Raw genomic sequence first — 16,013 nt, 5'->3', positions numbered from 1 at the left:
ATCTCCCCACCAGCGACAGCGCCGAAGAGGACAGAGCACGTCATGAGCGAACGAGCAGCGAACACCCCGGACGACGAAACTGCGTCCGGGGCCGCGTCCGGGTCCGCGTCCGGAACCGCGTCCGGGTCCGCGTCCGGAACCGCGTCCGGGTCCGGGTCCACGTCCGCGTCCACCTCCGCGGAGCGGAACGGACCGGCGGGACCCGACCCGTCCGGGACCACCGGCTCACCCGGCGCGCAACCCCCGTCCCGGACTCCGGCCCAGACGCCGCCCGCGACCCCGACGGCCTCCTCCGGCCGTGGCGCGGCCCGGACGGAGGCGTCCGCCGCCGCGGACCCGTCCGGGCCGTCGGGCCCCTCGGGCTCGGCCACGGGCGACGCGGCCGCGCGGACGCCCGGGACGCCGCCGGAGGCCGCCGCCCCGGAGCCGGAGGCCGGCCACGGTGTCCTGACCGGGCGGCTGTCGTCCGGGGTGCTGGCCGGCGCCGCCCTGGCCGGACTGCTCCTGATCGCCGCGCCGTTCGGCATCGCCACGCTGGACGACGGGGACCGGTCCTCCTCCGACTCCGCGTCGTCCCACGGGGACGACCTGCCCGCGGGGCTCCCGCAGGACGACGAGCAGCCGGGCTTCGTGCCGGTCCCCGCCGAGTCCTCGGGCTCTCCGACCGCCCGGCCGAGCGCCTCGGGCACCTCCCGGTCCGGCGGGAACCCCGTCCCGGCCCAGTACGGCCCCGCGACACCGAGCCCGGCCACCACCGGCGTGCCCCGCACGAGCGCGCCGGACGACGCGAAGGCCGGGACGAAGGCCGGGACGAAGAGCGGCGCCGCGACGAGCACCCCGGCCACCGGCGGCGGTGACAGCGCGGCGGTCCCGCAGTCGGCCGCCCAGTCGACCACGTACCGCCAGATCGTGAGCAAGCTGAACGGGCGCTGCGTCGACATCCCCGACTACCGGGCCGTGGTCGGCGCGAACCTCCAGATGTGGGACTGCGCCCCGCAGGAGAACCAGCGGTGGGAGTTCCACTCGGACGGCACCCTGCGGGCCATGGGCCTGTGCCTGACGAGCGTGTGGCACGCGGGCGAGGACGGATCGCCGATCCAGCTCGACACCTGCGCCGGCCGCCCCCAGCAGAAGTGGGTCCTGAACAGCCGTGAGGACCTGGTCAATCCGGCGGCCGACAAGTGCCTCGACATCGTCGACGCGAACGCGCAGAACGGCGCGCGGCTCCAGCTGTGGTCCTGCAACGGCAGGGCGCACCAGAAGTGGGTGAGCCGCTGACCGCCCCGGCCCGCGCCGCCCCACCGACACCTCACGCCCGACCGGGCAACCCCCGACCAAGCACCCCCTAAGCAACCCCCGCCAGGCAACCGCGCCACCCGGCCCGGCCCGGAGAGGAGCACCACCCCATGACACGCCATGTGCTGGCCGTCGACCCGGAGGACGCCGGGTGTCACGCGTCCATCGCAGACGCCGTCCGGGCCGCGCGCAGCGGCGCCCTGATCACGGTGGCGCCCGGCCGGTACAGCGACCCGCTGGTGCTGACCGACGTGGTGACGATCGTCGCGGCGGAGGGGCGCGGCTCGGTGGAGCTCGCCCCCCGGTCCGGGACCGCGGTGACGGCGACCGCCGAGGCCGTCAAGCTCACCGGTCTGGTGATCCGGGGCGGTGACGGGGAACTGCCCGCCGTCGACGTGCCGGACGGCCAGCTGGAGCTGGACGACTGCGAGATCAGCGCCGTGGCGTGGACCGCCGTACTGGCCCGCGGCGGCGGCGCGCTGGCGATGCGGGACAGCCGGGTCACCAACGCGGCCGGCGCGGGGGTGGTGGTGACCGGCGAGGCCGAGAGCGTCGTCGAGGACTGCCGGCTGGAGGACCTGGCGGCGTCCGGTGTGGTGATCGGCGAGCGGGGCAACCCGCTGATCCGCCGCTGCACGGTCCGGGACGCCGCGGGCAACGGCGTCTTCGTCAACGGCGAGGGGCGCGGCTCCATCGAGGACTGCGACATCTCGGCCACCGCCAAGCCCGGCATCGCGCTGGAGGACAGCAGCGCCACCCGCGTCCTGCGCACCCGGGTCCACGGGGTCGGCGGCGTCGGGATCCACATCTCCAGCCGCAACCGGGTGCTGGTGGAGGACTGCGCCGTGGAGGACCCGGCGGGACACGGGCTGACCGCGTCCGGCGACGCGGAGCCCGTGGTGCGCAGGCTGCGGGTGACCGGGGCCGGACAGCAGGGCCTGCGCCTCGGTGACAAGTCGCGCGGCAGGTACGAGGACTGCGAGGTGCGCGACGCCGGCGGGGCCGGGCTGTGGGTCGGCGGCAACGCGTCGCCCGTCCTCACCGGCCTGACGGTACGCGGCGGCGCGGCCGACGGCACGCACCTCACCGACGACTCCACGCCCGAACTCGACCGGCTCCACGTCACCGGCCCCGCGGGCACCGGCGTCCGCACCGACGAGAACGCCAACCCGTTGCTGCGCCGGGTCACCCTCACCGCCTGCGACGGGCACGGCGTGGAGGTCTCCGGCACCGCCCGCGGACGGTACGAGGACGTGGAGATCGGCGAGGTCCGCAAGTCCGGGGTGCGCATGGCCGACTCCTCCCGTCCGCTCCTGAACGCCGTACTGGTCCGGGAGGCGGGCGGCAACGGCTTCGCGGTCGCCGGGACCGCCACCGGCACCCTGCGTGACTGCGACGTGTTCCGCGCCGACGCGGACGGCCTGGCCGTCGCCGCGGGGGCGGACGTGACGGCCACCCGGTCGCGGTTCCACGGCTGCGGGCGCGCCGGTGTCATGATCGCGGCCCGGGGCACGGGCACGCTCACCGACTGCGAGGCGTTCGAGAACACCGGCGACGGCATCCTGCTGCACACCGCGGAACGGGTCGTCCTCAGGAACTGCGCCGCCTTCGAGAACGGCCGCAGCGGCCTGCGGCGCACCGTGGTGAGCGAGAGCACGCTGCTGGAGCAGCTGGTCAGCCGGTCCAACGGCGCGGAGGACGTGCACGGGGAGACGCGGGAGGCGCCAGGATCCCCCGCCCCCCGGAACGCCCACGCCGCACCGCCGGATCCGCCCCGCCGACCCGCCGCGGACGGCGACCCCGACCGCGACCCCGACCTCGACCGGGACCGCGACGCCGATCGCGACCGCGCTCGTGCCGCAGGCGCGGACACGGACGCGGACACGGACGCGAACACGGACGAACCAGGGCAGAGCGGGCGGAACGGGCAGGGGAGCCGGCCGCGGAAGCAGCGGTCCCGGACCTCGCCCCTGGCCGAACTCGAGTCGCTGATCGGCCTCGACTCGGTCAAGCGCGAGGTCAAGACCCTGGTGAGCCTCAACCAGATGGCGCGGCGCCGCACCGAGATGGGCATGTCGGCCCCGCCGATGAGCCGGCACATGGTCTTCGCCGGGCCCCCCGGCACCGGAAAGACCACCGTGGCCCGGCTCTACGGCAGCATCCTCGCCGAGATGGAGGTGCTGCGGTACGGGCACATCGTGGAGGTGGCCCGTCAGGACCTGGTCGCGCAGGTCATCGGCGGTACGGCGATCAAGACGACGGAGGCGTTCGAGAAGGCCCGCGGCGGGGTGCTGTTCATCGACGAGGCGTACACCCTCACCTCGCAGTCGGACGGGGGCGGCGGCGCGGACTTCGGCCGGGAGGCCGTGGACACGCTGGTGAAGCTGATGGAGGACCACCGCGACGACACGGTGGTGATCGTCGCCGGCTACTCGGTGGAGATGCGCCGGTTCCTCGCCACGAACCCCGGCCTCGCCTCCCGGTTCAACCGCACCGTCGAGTTCCCGAACTACACCGTGGACGAGCTGGTGACGATCGTGGAGCACATCTGCCGACGGCACCAGTACGAACTCGGTCCGGGCACGGCCGACACGCTCGCCGCCCACTTCGAGCGGCTGCCCCGCGACGACACGTTCGGCAACGGGCGGACCGCGCGCCGCACCTTCGAGGAGATGGTGGACCGTCAGGCGTTCCGCCTCGCCGGTGAGCCGGACGTGGCACCGGCCGACATGCTGCGGCTCACCCCCGAGGACCTGGGCGCCCAGGCCGCCCCCGGCGGCGCCGGGGGCGGCGAGGCGGGGCGCGAGGAACTCGACGTGCTGCTCGGCGAGCTGAACGCCATGGTCGGCCTCGACGAGGCCAAGCAGACCGTGGCCTCCCTGGTGCACCTGCTCGCCAACACCCGGCGGCGCGCGGCGGCCGGACTGCCGACGGCGACGCTCAGCCACCACGTGGTGTTCTCGGGGCCGCCCGGCACCGGCAAGACCACCGTGGCCCGGCTGTACGGCCGGCTGCTCGCCGCCCTCGGCGTGCTGTCCCGCGGGCAGGTCGTCGAGGTGGCACGGGCCGACCTGGTGGGCCGCTACGTCGGCCACACCGCCCAGATGACCAGCGACGCCTTCGACCGGGCCCGCGGCGGCGTGCTGTTCGTCGACGAGGCGTACACCCTCACCCCCGGCGGGGCGGACCGCGGCGGCACGGACTTCGGGCAGGAGGCCGTGGACACGCTGGTGAAGCTGATGGAGGACCACCGCGACGACGTGGTGGTGATCGTGGCCGGGTACACCGAGGAGATGGACGGCTTCCTGGCGTCCAACCCGGGACTGTCCTCACGGTTCTCGCACCGCGTCGAGTTCGCCGACTACGCGCCCGACGACCTGGTCGTCATCGTGGAACGGCAGGCCGAGGCGAACGGCTACACCTGCGGGCCGGGCCTGTCGGACCGGCTGCGCGAGCACTTCGCGTCGATGGAACGCGACCGCTCCTTCGGCAACGCCCGCCACGCCCGCAAGGTCTTCGAGTCGCTGGTCACCCGTCAGGCGTTCCGGCTGAGCGCGTCGCCCGCCCCGACCCTCGACGAACTACGGCTGCTGCTCCCCGAGGACCTGCCCGCCTGACCCGCCCGACACCCGCCCCGACCCACATCCGACCCGACCCGGTTCGGGACCGGTTCCGAACTCTTTCCGATCCGTTCCGAACTTTTTCCTCGGTCACCCCATCGAACCACGGTGGTCGGCCCGACCGGCCGGCCGACCACCGTGTTCCGTTCCTCCTCCGCACGCCTCCACACGACCGTGCGGCAGGAGCCGGCCAGACTGAGGACGATGACATGAGCAAGCCCCGTGTAGCCGTGCACGCCGCCGACCCGATCACCCAGGTCGGGCTGGCGTCCTGCCTGGAGCGCAGGCCGCACATCGTGCCGGCGGCGATTGAGGAGGCCGACGCCGTGGTGGTGGCGGTCGAGACCGCGGACGCCGCCACGCTCGACGTCCTGCGCGGCCTGCCCGCGCCGGAGCGGGCCCGGTTCGTCCTGGTGGTGGGCGGCGGCTGGTACGTCGATCCGACCGCCGCCGTCGAGTGCGGGGTACGGGCCGTGCTGTGGCGCGCGGAGGCGAACCCCACCGCGCTGGTCCGGGCGGTGGTCTCCGTCGCGAACGGGCAGGCGTGGCTGCCCCCGACGGTCCAGGGACGGCTGCTGGACCAGATCGAGCACGTCCAGCGGGAGGTCCTGCGCCCCCGGGGACTGACCCCCTCCGGGCTCACCTCCCGGGAGATCGACGTGCTCCGCCTGGTCTCGGAGGGGATGGACCTGTCCGAGATCGCCGTGCGGATGAGCTACTCCGAGCGCACCATCAAGAAGATCGTCTCCTCCGTCATGGGCCGGCTGGGACTGCGCAACCGGGTCCACGCGGTGTCGTACGCCATCCGCGCCGGACTGATCTGATCATGCCCGGCACCGCCCGTCACCGGGCAGACGCCCGGTCGGGTACGAACGGGAAGCCTCCGCTCCCTTCGGTGCCCGCTCCGGCCCCCGCCCCCGCCGACGCACCACCCGCTGCCCTACGGTGCCCCGCTGCCCTACGGTGCCCCGCGCCGGCCCCGCCGCCCGCCGTCCCGCCCGCCGCGCCGGACCCAGAGAGAGCCACCCACTGATGCGTACCGTGCTGCGCGGGAACCCGCCGCGCACCGACGAGACCGCCGGCGGCCGAACCGCCGGGGAGACGGCCGGGGAGACCCGGCTGGAGTGCGCCGACAGCGGCGGCGCGCTGCTGATCCGGCCCACGGACCGCCGGGACGACCTGGCCGTCGCGTTCGCCGCGGGCCTGGCCGCCGACCCCCGGCACACCCGGGTGGTCGTCGACCTGCCGGCGCGGGCTCCGGCCGAGCAGTGGAAGGCGGCGGCACGACTGCTGCGCCGGCGGGGCCGCAGCTTCCGCGTCGTCCCCGGGCGGCAGGAGGGCGCCGACGCACTGGCCGCCCCGCAACAGCTGGCCGATCTGCTGCGCCGCGAGGTGCTGGCCCCCGACGGCCCGGTCCGCCCCGCCGCCGACGGCTGGCTGTGGGTGCCCGAAGGACACGGCTCCGGCTGGCTCAGCTTCCGGCCGGGCGTGGTGCCGCGCCGGGTCTCCCGCCGGTTCCCGGAACCGGCGTGGGAGCCCGGACTGCGGGACACCACCTGGCGGCCGGCCGACGGCGCCGTCGCGGAGCCGCTGCACGCCGGGGTCTGGCTGCGGACCCCGGGCGACGACGGCCCCCGCGCACACCGGTGGCGGCTCACCGCGGAGCTGGCCGCCCGGACCGACCGGCTGACCGTCGTGCTCGGCAGCCCCGGCGGGCCGGCGCTGCCCGCGGAGGCGGTGACCGGATGGTGGGCGGCACTGCCACCTGCCCTGCGCCGCACGGCCCGGTTCGTGGCGTACGGCCCGGTCGCGGTGCCCGGCGGAGACCTCGGACAGGGACTGGCGGACCTGCTCGGCGGGCCGGTCACCCTGTGCGCCGGGATCCCGGAGCCCGCCCGGGCCGGGGCCGACGCGCGGACGCACACCGTCCTCGCGGACGGGACACGCGGGTGGCGGCCGTTCGCCCGGGAGGTCGAGCACACCCCGCGCCCCTCCGGCGGCGGCCCCGCCGCGCCACCCCGGATCGTGGCCCACCGGCGGCCGCTGCCGGGCCTCGCGGAGATCACGGAGGAGGTCTACCGGCAGACGTACCGGTACGCGCCCGGCGTGGTCCTCGAAGTGGTCCGCAGCGGGTTGTGGCTGCGGCCGCCGCACGCGCCGTCCGACGCGGACCGCGTCCGCCGCGCGCCACTGGCCCCCGCCCACGCGGTGATCTGGTACGACGCCGGGTCCGCCGCGACCGCCGACCGGCTGCGGCAGCTCGCACGGCAGGTACGGGACCGGCTCGGAACGGCCGCCGGGCAGGACTGCCGCGTCCTGCCGTCCTACGACGCGCCCGGGACACCGCGGGCCGCGCCGCCCGCCCCGGCGCCCCGGCCCGGCTCGCCCGAACGGCCCCCACAGGCCGAGCTGACCGAGCTGACCGAGCTGACCGATCTGGCTGAGCTGATCGATCTGACCGGCCTCACCGACCTGGCGGCCGTACGCCGCTGCCTCGCCGGGAACGGGCCCGGCGGCCCGCCGCCGGACCAGCCCCTGGCCCGGCGCATCGCCGCGGAACTGCGCCGGCTGCCCTGCCACCGGGGCCCGGCCGTGGTGCGTGCCGCCGTTCCCCGCGCGGCGATGGCCGACTGGAGCCGGCCGCACCGGCTCGTCACCGAGTGGGGCTTCTGGCCCGCGTCGACCAGCCTGCGGCAGCAGGGAGACGGACGCCCGGACGCCGACGGAAGCGAGGCCGGGCCCGAGGTCGAGGTCGAGTTCCTCGTCTGGTCGGTCACCGCCCGCCCCACGCAGGCGCTGGACCCCGGCGTACCCGACCGGGTGGTCTTCCTGCCCGGCACCGCCTTCCGGGTGCTCCGGGTGACCGACGGGCCGCCGGCGAGGGTGCTGCTGCGGGAGGTGCCCGCCTCGGAGGAGGTCACCGAGGGCGAGGGACCGACCGCCCGACTGGACCGGGCCGCACTGGCGGGACTGCGGCAGGCGCTCACGGCCCCGCTCACGGCACACCCGGCTGGACACACGGCATGAACGAACGAGAGGTACGGGAGACAGACATGGCAGGACCGGACAGGGCGCACGACGGCACGCCCGAGCAGTCGGCCGTATGGCACCAGCCGCTTCCCTGGGCGCCGTCGAGCCCGGCCGCCGCACCGGGGCGGGCAGCGGGACCCGAGCCGCGGCCGGCACCGGAACGGTGTTCGGAACCGCGACCGGAGCCGAGAACGGAACCGTCGGCGGCCCCCGGCCCGCGTGCCGCCGCACGCAGCACGGCGGCGAAGACCGCCGAACGACGGGAACCGGAGCGGGAGCACGCACCCCGCGCGGGGACCAGCACCCAAGCGGCGACCGTCCCGCCGTCGGCGAACGCCACGCAAGCGGCGACCGTCAGGCAAGCGGCGGCCGGCCCGCAAGCGGCGACCACCCCGTCGTCGGCGACCGCCACACCAGCGGAGACCGCCCCGTCTCCGGAGACCGTCCCCCGGACGGAGGCCCCGCCCCGCACCGCTGGTGCCCTCCCCGCCGGACTGCTGGCCGGCCTCCGTTTCCGGTGGAAGACCTCCGCCCCCACCGCCGACCCCACACCGCAGCCCGCACAGGACCCCGAACCCGAACCCGCCCCCGCCCCTGATCCCACCCTCGCCCCCCAGCCCGCACAGGATCCCGCCCCCGCCTCCACCCCCGCCGCCATGAACCCGCCGCGTCCCGGTCGTCAGCTCGCTCTCCAGACCGCCGGTCTGGCGCTGCTGGGTACGGTGCTGCTCGGGACGCCGTTCCTCCTCATGGCGGGGGAGTCCGACCGTCCCGTGGAGGACACGGAGGCCGTCAGGTCCGATCTTCGCGGGGAGACCGCGACGCCGGACGCCGCGGCGGCGCTGCCCGGCACCCGCGTCCCCGGCCCGGCGGTACCGACACGGACGAGCACGCCGGTGCCGAGTGGCGCCGGCCGGACAGGGGCCGCCGCACGTCCCGGCGAGGCCCTGGCGCCGGCCGGGCACGCGGCCGACTCGGTCCGCCCCACGAGGGGTGCCGCACCGGAGTCCGGCCGGGCCGACGGGACGCCCGGGCCCACGGCGAGCCCCAAGCCCACGGTCCGCGCCGCCACCCCCACGCCGGTCACCACCCCCGCCGGCGGCTGGTCGACGACGGTCGTGCAGCCGAACCAGCAGCTCGCACCGGGCGAGTCCTGGACGACCGACCGCCTCACCATGACGATGCGGACCAACGGCGACTTCGTCCTCTACGACGAGTACGGCACCGCCCGCTGGTCCACCGGGACGAGCGGCGCCGGCAACCGGGTCATCATGCAGGGCGACGGGAACCTCGTCGTCTACGACCGCGGCGGACGTCCCCTCTGGAACAGCGGCACCGCGGGTCATGACGGTGCGATCCTCTGCCTCCAGAACGACGGGAACGTCACGATCCTCCACCAGGGCAGCGCCCTGTGGTCCACCGGCACGCACGACCGGTCGTGACGGTACGGCCGTCGCTCAGGCGGTGCTCGGGTTCAGGGCCAGCGGCTTGATCCGGCCCTCCAGCATCGCGCCCAGGCCCTGCGCGGCGCAGATGTCGGGCCGCTCGGCGATGTGCACCGGCATGCCGGTGGCCTGCCGCAGCATCTGGTCGAACCCGGGCAGCAGTGCGGACCCGCCGACCATCATGATCCCGCGGTCGGCGAGATCGGCCACCAGATCGGGCGGGCACTCCCGCAGCACCCGTCCGATGCCGTCGAGCACCGCGGTCAGCGGCGTCTCGATCGCGTCCCGGACGGCCGCGGTGTCGACCTGGACGGAACGGGCGAGGCCGGTGGCGACGTCCCGGCCGTGGATCTCCGTGGAGGCGGGGCCGTGCGGGGTGAGACCGTTGCCGGACAGGGCGAGCTGGAGCGGCCGTACGGACTGGCTGGGCAGCATCAGCTCGTGCTCGTGGCGCAGGTGCTGGACGATCGCGTGGTCGACCGCCTCGCCGCCGACGGGCACACGCTCGGCGGTCACGATCGACCCGAGGGAGAGGACGGCGACCTGGGTGGCGGCCGCCCCGCACACCATGATCATGGTGGCCTCGGGCCGTTCGACGGGCAGCCCGCAGCCGACGGCCGCCGCGATGAGCGTGTCGACCAGTTCCACCCGCCGGGCGCCCAGCCCGACCAGCGTCTCGATCGCCGCGCGCTGCGCCAGCGGGTCGGCGTCGTGCGGGGTGCAGGCGGCGGCGCGCAGGAACGGCTTGCGGCGCAGCTGGCGGCGGATCTTGTCGCCGAGCAGGTGCCGCAGCATGCGCTGCGCCATCTCGATGTCGACGACCGTGCCGCCGGAGACCGGGCGGACGACGCGGATGTAGTGCGGGGTGCGGCCCGTCATCCGCTCGGCGAACTCGCCCACCGCGATCAGCGCGCCGGTCCGGGTGTTCACGGCGGCGGCGGACGGCTGGTCGACGACGAGCCCGGCCCCCTTCACGTACACCCGCGTCCGCGCCGCCCCCAGATCGACGGCGAAGTGGCAGCGGCGCAACTGCTCCAGACTGGCGGTCATGGCAGGTCCTCCCGAGAGCGCAGGCCGTGGCGCCCGCCGGGCCGGCGGGCCGTGGTGAGTGGGCCGCCGGGCGGTGGCCTCCTACGCATCGTGCGGGGCCGGGAGGGCGGGCGCCCGCTGGAGGGGGCCGGGCGGGGCGCCGCCGAACGGGGGTTTTGTCCCGTACGCCCCCCGTGGATGACCGGCAAAGCCTCCGGGAGGTGCTAGAGGGACGGACCGGAGGTGGGGCGTCAGAGGGTTCGGGCCGCCTCCAGCACCGGCGCCAGTGACCGTACGGTCACCTCGCACCCGGCTGCCCGCAGCTCCTGCTCGACGGTCGGATTGCGGGCGAGGCCGATGAACCGCAGGCCGATGTGCTGGGCGGCGGTCAGCTCCGCCATGGTGGAGCCGATCAACACGCCTGTGGCCGAGGTGCCCGGACCCCCCAGGGCGCGCAGCAGACAGTCCGGGTGCGGGGTGAGCAGGGTCAGGTCCTCGCCCCGGCCGTGGATCCCGGCCCACGGCAGCCCGTACGGCTTCAGATAGCGGTGGACGGCCTGCTCGCTCACGTCCGTCACCACGGCCACCTGCCGCCTCGCGGCGTGCAACGCGCGCACCAGGGCCACGGCGTTGTGCGTGGTCGGGGCGTCCGGCACGGCCCGCAGCTCCAGCGTGTCCAGCCGTCCCCGCAGGAACGGCCCGAGCGGGTCGCGGGCGAAGAGGCGCAGTACGTCCAGCGGATGCGTCACCGTCTCCCGGGCCGCCGCGATGGTCGACGGCCGGCCGGTCGGCGCGTCCCGCGGATCCCGGTGTTCGGCGGCGAGCGCCAGCAGCTCCAGGGCCGCCTCGCGCGCGGTGGCCGCCGTGAACAGGCGTGTGAGGGCGCCGTCGAAGCCGAGCAGGACGGTCTCGGCCCCGCCGAGCAGACCGGCCGGCGTCGGCGGCCGCGCCCCAGGGGCCTCGCCGGCCGTGGTCGCATCCCGCTCCGGTGCCAGCCGCACCTCACAGGTCACCGTGAGCCCCGGCACCGGCCACTTGCCCAGCTGCGTGGTGACCGCGCGCTGCGCACCGACCGCACGGCGCAGGGGGTGGCGGCGGGTGATACGGGGCGCGGTCTCCCGCAGGTGGGTGAGGAGCCGGTCGGACACGCGGGAGGTGTCGGAGCGGACGAAGGCCACGGGGTCCGCGACCCGCCAGGTCAGCTCGACGTGCGCCGTGAAGTCGCCCTTGCCGGAACTCGGCAGGGACAGCCGGTGGACGGCGTGGTGAGCGGTGAGGTCCACCTCGTAGTACGTCGTGAGCCGGGGCGGGCGCCTGCCGTGCGGCTGGGCCGGGTTGAGCAGGGTGAGCGGGCCGTCGGCCTGCGTGTGCACGACGGCGGTGCGGCCCGGTGCCGGTATGCCGAGCTGCCTCAGGTCCCGGGTGATGAAGGGCCCCCGCACCAGGTCCCGTTCCTCGTCCTCGACGTGGGTGCCGGCCGGCGGGCAGTACCAGGCGACCGGCGACCCGTCCGGGGTGTCGCCGTACAGCGGGCGGAACCGGTGGGGCCCGGAGGCGGCGGAACTGTCGGCGAAAGCCTCGTAGAGGGCGGGGGGCACGACGACCAGGACGGGGGCGGCCCCCTCGGGGGGTGTGGCGGGGCGGGTCGCCTCGGGGTCGCCGTCCTGGAACGTCACGTGCAGGCGCGGCGGTTCGGCCAGCTCGGAGAGGGGGCCGGGCAGCCAGCGCAGGGCGGCGGCGAGGACGGGCAGGAGGTAGGCGCCGGGGGCGATGCGGACCTGGTAGCCGTCGGGGCGTACCCGTACCTCGTACTGCTGGAGGGTGAGGTCGCCTCGGTCGAGGATCTGGTGCACCGCGTATTCGAGGCTGATCCGGGCTTCGGGATGGGCGCCGAGGTCGGTCCCGGTCCGGAAGTGGAGGGTGGAGTGGGGGGCGCCTCGGTCCGTCCGGTGGGTGCCGGTCCGCCGGCTGGGCGGTCCGTCGTGTTGCGGGCTCTCCTGGAGGAGCCGTCCGGGCCGCTCCGGCGGGGTCAGACGAAGGAGCCGCTGGACACCCCGCAGTCGGGCGTTCCCGTCGTCGGACGTCAGGTCGGTGACAGCGGCGTCCAGTTCCGCGGTGAGTTCCTCCGGCGCAGACAGCCCCGGGGCGGGGAGCACGAGCTGCTCGGTGCCCGGGTCGCCGGTCCCCCGCTGCATCGTGCGGACGAGGAGCGCCAAGTCGCGGAGGTCCTCCGTGCGGCTTCCGGTCCCGGTCCGAACGGCGTCGAGGCAGGCCAGGACCGGTCCTCGAGGAGAAACGATCACGTGGGACGCGTCCAGGCCGCCGGCCGGCCTGCCCTGTTCGTGCAGGGCCGCCAGGGCCGCGGCGAGCCCGGGGACGAGAAAGGTGAGTTCGTCCGGGGGAAGGCCGTGCGGGGCGACTCGGAGGCGGTGGAGCAGACTCCGGCCGTCGACGAACTCGCGTACGAGGTAGGGAACGTCCCCCTCGACGCCGTAGTCCCTGATCGCGGCGATCCCGGGGTGGTCGATCAGGCTGAGATCGTGCGCGATGCGGGTGAAGCCGTGGCGGAGCCACTGGGGCGGGCGGGGGTACATGCGCACGAGGACCGTCGCGCCGTCCCCCCGCGTGTCATGCGCCAGCCAGTCGCCGTAGGCCGGACCCGACCGCCTGACCAGGCGGTACCGTCCGCCGAGCAGGCTTCCTTCCGGGTCCTGCCCGCCGGACAGCCGTCGGACGCTCTCCCGGCTGATCATCGCGAACAGCGGCCCGCTGCCCGGGCCGTCGCCGCCATGACGGCCGTTCCCGTTCCTGTTCCCGTCGCCGCTGCCGCTGCCGCTGCCGCTGCCGCTGCCGCTGCCGTTGCCGTCGCCGTTGCCGTCGCCGTCGCCCGTGGACGCCCGGAACTCTCCGGCCGCCAGGCCCGCCCGGTCGTCGATCAGCCCGCCGACCCGCTCCAGCAGTTCCCGGGTGCGTCCGCGTGCCGTCCGGGGCAGGGTCCGCAGCAGCAGGTCGCGGACGCCGGGGCGGAAGGCGTACGCGCCGGGCGGGCCGGGGACGGCGGTCAGCATGCCGCTGAGGATCACCTCGGCGAGGTGCTGCGGGCGGGGATCGCGGTCCACGGCGCGCTGGACGAGACGCATCACCGGCACGGACGGCTCGGCCAGCGCCAAGTGACCGGCGAGGCGGAACGCCTCCGGGGAGGCGGTGGCGCGGAAGCGCAGGACCAGGTCCCGGGCCGGGAGGCCGGCGGGGTCGGCGCCCGTGCCGTCCGGGGCGGGGGCGCCGGGCCGCCGGCCCAGCCAGGCCGCCGCCCCCGGGGCGCGTGCCCCGCCCGGCGCGGCCAGCAGGGCCGCCCAGTGGGCGAGCCAGGGGGCACCCGGTTCCAGGACGGGCAGCGGAACGGCGGCCGGGTGCGGGCGCGGGGCGTCCTCGTCGTACGGGGTGAAGGCGAGGGCGGTGGCCGGGGCCGCGGCGGACGGGGACGCCAGCACGCCCGGCAGCGCCGGCAGGGCCGTGGCCGGCCACAGGTGTTCCGGCAGCGGCTGGACGACGGCCAGCGGCATCCGGGCCGCCCAGCGGCGCAGGGTGCCGTACCAGCGGTCGCCCGCCGGGCCGGGCCGCCACTGCGGGCCCACGCAGTCGCTGACGACGAGCGTGACGGTCCGGCCGTCGGCCGGGTCGGGGACGTGCGGGGCGCGCCCGTCGGGTCCCGCCGGGTGCAGGGTCACCGTGCGGAAGACGCCGGACTGGGCGAGGACGGCGTGCAGTTCGCGGACGAGGGGACGCCAGACCGGCATGGTGGGGCCGGTGTCGTGCACGAGGCTGAGGCGCAGCCAGCGGTCGTGCGCCGGACGCAGCACCGGCAGCCAGACGTCCGGGTGCGCGCCGAGCCGTGCGATGCGGTCGGCCGTGGCCCGCTCGTCCAGGAGCCGGGCGCGCGCCGACGGCACGGTCCGCTTCAGCGGGCGCAGGGCGCGCTGGAGGGCGAGCGGGCGGGGCAGCATCGGCGGCGCGGGGGCCAGCAGGGGCGTACCGCCGCCGTGGCCCTGCCCGTTCGACGGCGACGGCGACGGCGATAGTGATGGGGCCGGTGGCTGTGGTGCGGGTGCGGGTGTGGGTGCGGGCAGGTGCAGGGGGACGCGGTCGGTGGGCGGGGGCGGTGCGGGCGGGACGGCGGCGGGGCCCTCGCCCCGGTGCGTCCGGCCGGTGGGCGGTGCGGGGGAGCCGGGCGGCCGGTCCCCGTCGGCGGCGGGCGCCGCCGGGGGCGCGTCCGCCGCGTCCTGCCGCCGCCCGTCCTCCAGCCGCGCGGCCAGCCACAGCACTTCCGCCAGCTCCAGCGGGGTGGGCGGGGTCGTCCCGGCAGCGGTCAGGAGCGCGGCCAGCCTGCCGACCGCCGTACCGTCGCCCCCGGACGCCCCGTCAGAAGCCATCGCCGTCCGCCGTGGCGCTCAGATACGGCATCAGCTCGTCCGCGAGCGCGTCGCGGGACTCCGCGTCCAGGCCGGCGACGCCGGTGAGGTACAGGGCGTTCAGGAGCTGGTCGGTGGCGAGTTCGCCGTCGGCGGCACGGGTGAGGAAGCGGTCGATCAGGTGGTCCGCCGCGCCGGGCGGGGTGTCGAGGTGGGCGCGGACGATCTCGGTGAGCTGCTCGCGGTCGGGGCGGCGCAGCTTCAGGCGGACGCAGCGGCGCAGGAAGGCGGGCGGGAACTCGCGCTCGCCGTTGCTGGTCATGACCACGAAGGGGAAGGCACGGCAGCGGACCCGGCCGCGCGCCACGGTGACCGGCGCGTCCGTGCCGTCGGCGAGGACCTCGGCGGTGGCGCCGTCGGCCGAGTGGCGGGCGGCACGCATCAGTTCGGGGATCTCGTACTGGCCCTCCTCCAGGACGTTCAGCAGGTCGTTGGGCAGGTCGAGGTCGCTCTTGTCGATCTCGTCGACGAGCAGGACGCGGGGACGCCCGTAGGGGAGCAGGGCCGTGCCGAGCGGGCCGAGACGCAGGTGGTCCTCGACATCGCCGGGCGGACCGCCGCCACGGACGCCGGGTCCGGGAACCCCGGGTCCGGGAACCCCGGGCCCGGGTCCGCCGGTACCGGGCGCGGCGGTGCTGGGCCTGCCGGTACCGGGTCCGTCAGCGGCTGGAACACCGGTTCCGGGGGTGCCGTCCCCGGCCGTCCGCCACGCCGCCTGGCGGGCCGCGTACAGCCGGGACAGCGGGTCGTACTGGTAGAGCCCGTCGGCCAGCGTGGAGCGGCTGGTGATGTTCCAGCGCAGGACCGGCCCGAGCCGCAGTTCGCGCGCGACCGCGTAGGCCAGGGAGGACTTGCCGGTGCCGGGCGGGCCGGTGACCAGCAGCGGGCGGCGCAGGACGAGCGCCGCGTTGACCAGCTGGACGCTCTCCGGAGCCGCCACGTAGGTGCGGGCGCGGTGCAGACGGTCGGGGGAGACGGCCGCCTCGTCGTCGCCGTCCCTTGGCGGGCGCAGGACGGGCTCGCCGTCGAAGGCCCGCCAGGGCGGCGGGGCGGGCAGCCGGTCGATGCCGTCGTGCGGCTGGCTGTTCCCGGTGTAGACGGACCAGTGCGGCATGGGGGGATCT

The 16,013-nt window shown here is 76.2% G+C and carries 8 protein-coding genes; 5 read left to right on the top strand and 3 right to left on the bottom strand.

Annotated elements, in window-relative coordinates; genetic code table 11:
• Positions 1-42: 42 nt before the first annotated feature.
• From ACFYWQ_RS02540 to ACFYWQ_RS02520, 5 genes are all read left to right on the top strand, one after another.
• Positions 43-1,278, top strand: coding sequence for a ricin-type beta-trefoil lectin domain protein (locus ACFYWQ_RS02540; protein WP_389512051.1), 1,236 nt, complete (start codon positions 43-45; stop codon positions 1,276-1,278).
• Between the two features lie 128 nt (positions 1,279-1,406).
• The gene (locus ACFYWQ_RS02535; RefSeq protein WP_389512050.1) at positions 1,407-4,913 is read left to right on the top strand and encodes a right-handed parallel beta-helix repeat-containing protein; all 3,507 of its coding nucleotides are present in this window, start codon (positions 1,407-1,409) and stop codon (positions 4,911-4,913) included.
• A 212-nt stretch (positions 4,914-5,125) separates the two neighbouring features.
• Positions 5,126-5,740, top strand: a complete 615-nt coding sequence (locus tag ACFYWQ_RS02530) for a response regulator transcription factor (protein WP_389512049.1) — start codon at positions 5,126-5,128, stop codon at positions 5,738-5,740.
• 208 nt (positions 5,741-5,948) lie between these two features.
• Entirely contained in the window at positions 5,949-7,943 is a 1,995-nt protein-coding gene (locus ACFYWQ_RS02525) for a hypothetical protein (RefSeq protein WP_389512048.1), read from the top strand.
• A gap of 659 nt (positions 7,944-8,602) precedes the next feature.
• Complete coding sequence (locus tag ACFYWQ_RS02520) at positions 8,603-9,388, top strand: hypothetical protein (RefSeq protein ID WP_389512046.1); 786 nt, start codon at positions 8,603-8,605, stop codon at positions 9,386-9,388.
• A gap of 15 nt (positions 9,389-9,403) precedes the next feature.
• Here ACFYWQ_RS02520 and ACFYWQ_RS02515 read toward each other — a convergent pair whose 3' ends face one another.
• The 3 genes from ACFYWQ_RS02515 to ACFYWQ_RS02505 all read right to left on the bottom strand — a co-directional run bounded on the left by ACFYWQ_RS02515 (position 9,404) and on the right by ACFYWQ_RS02505 (position 16,003).
• Positions 9,404-10,441 carry a rod shape-determining protein gene (locus ACFYWQ_RS02515; RefSeq protein ID WP_389512044.1) on the bottom strand — a complete coding sequence of 346 codons (1,038 nt, stop codon included), beginning with the start codon at positions 10,439-10,441 and terminating at the stop codon, positions 9,404-9,406.
• A gap of 230 nt (positions 10,442-10,671) precedes the next feature.
• Positions 10,672-14,850, bottom strand: coding sequence for an SAV_2336 N-terminal domain-related protein (locus ACFYWQ_RS02510; protein WP_389512042.1), 4,179 nt, complete (start codon positions 14,848-14,850; stop codon positions 10,672-10,674).
• The gene (locus ACFYWQ_RS02505) at positions 14,840-16,003 is read right to left on the bottom strand and encodes an AAA family ATPase (RefSeq protein ID WP_389512040.1); all 1,164 of its coding nucleotides are present in this window, start codon (positions 16,001-16,003) and stop codon (positions 14,840-14,842) included. Before ACFYWQ_RS02505 ends, ACFYWQ_RS02510 begins: the two co-directional genes overlap by 11 nt.
• Positions 16,004-16,013: the final 10 nt, after the last annotated feature.

It is taken from the genome of Streptomyces sp. NPDC003247, assembly GCF_042888135.1.
In the GTDB taxonomy this organism is placed as follows: Bacteria; Actinomycetota; Actinomycetes; order Streptomycetales; family Streptomycetaceae; genus Streptomyces.
Note: the sequence above shows the minus strand (reverse complement) of the source record. Positions and strands in the feature narration are given on the sequence as shown.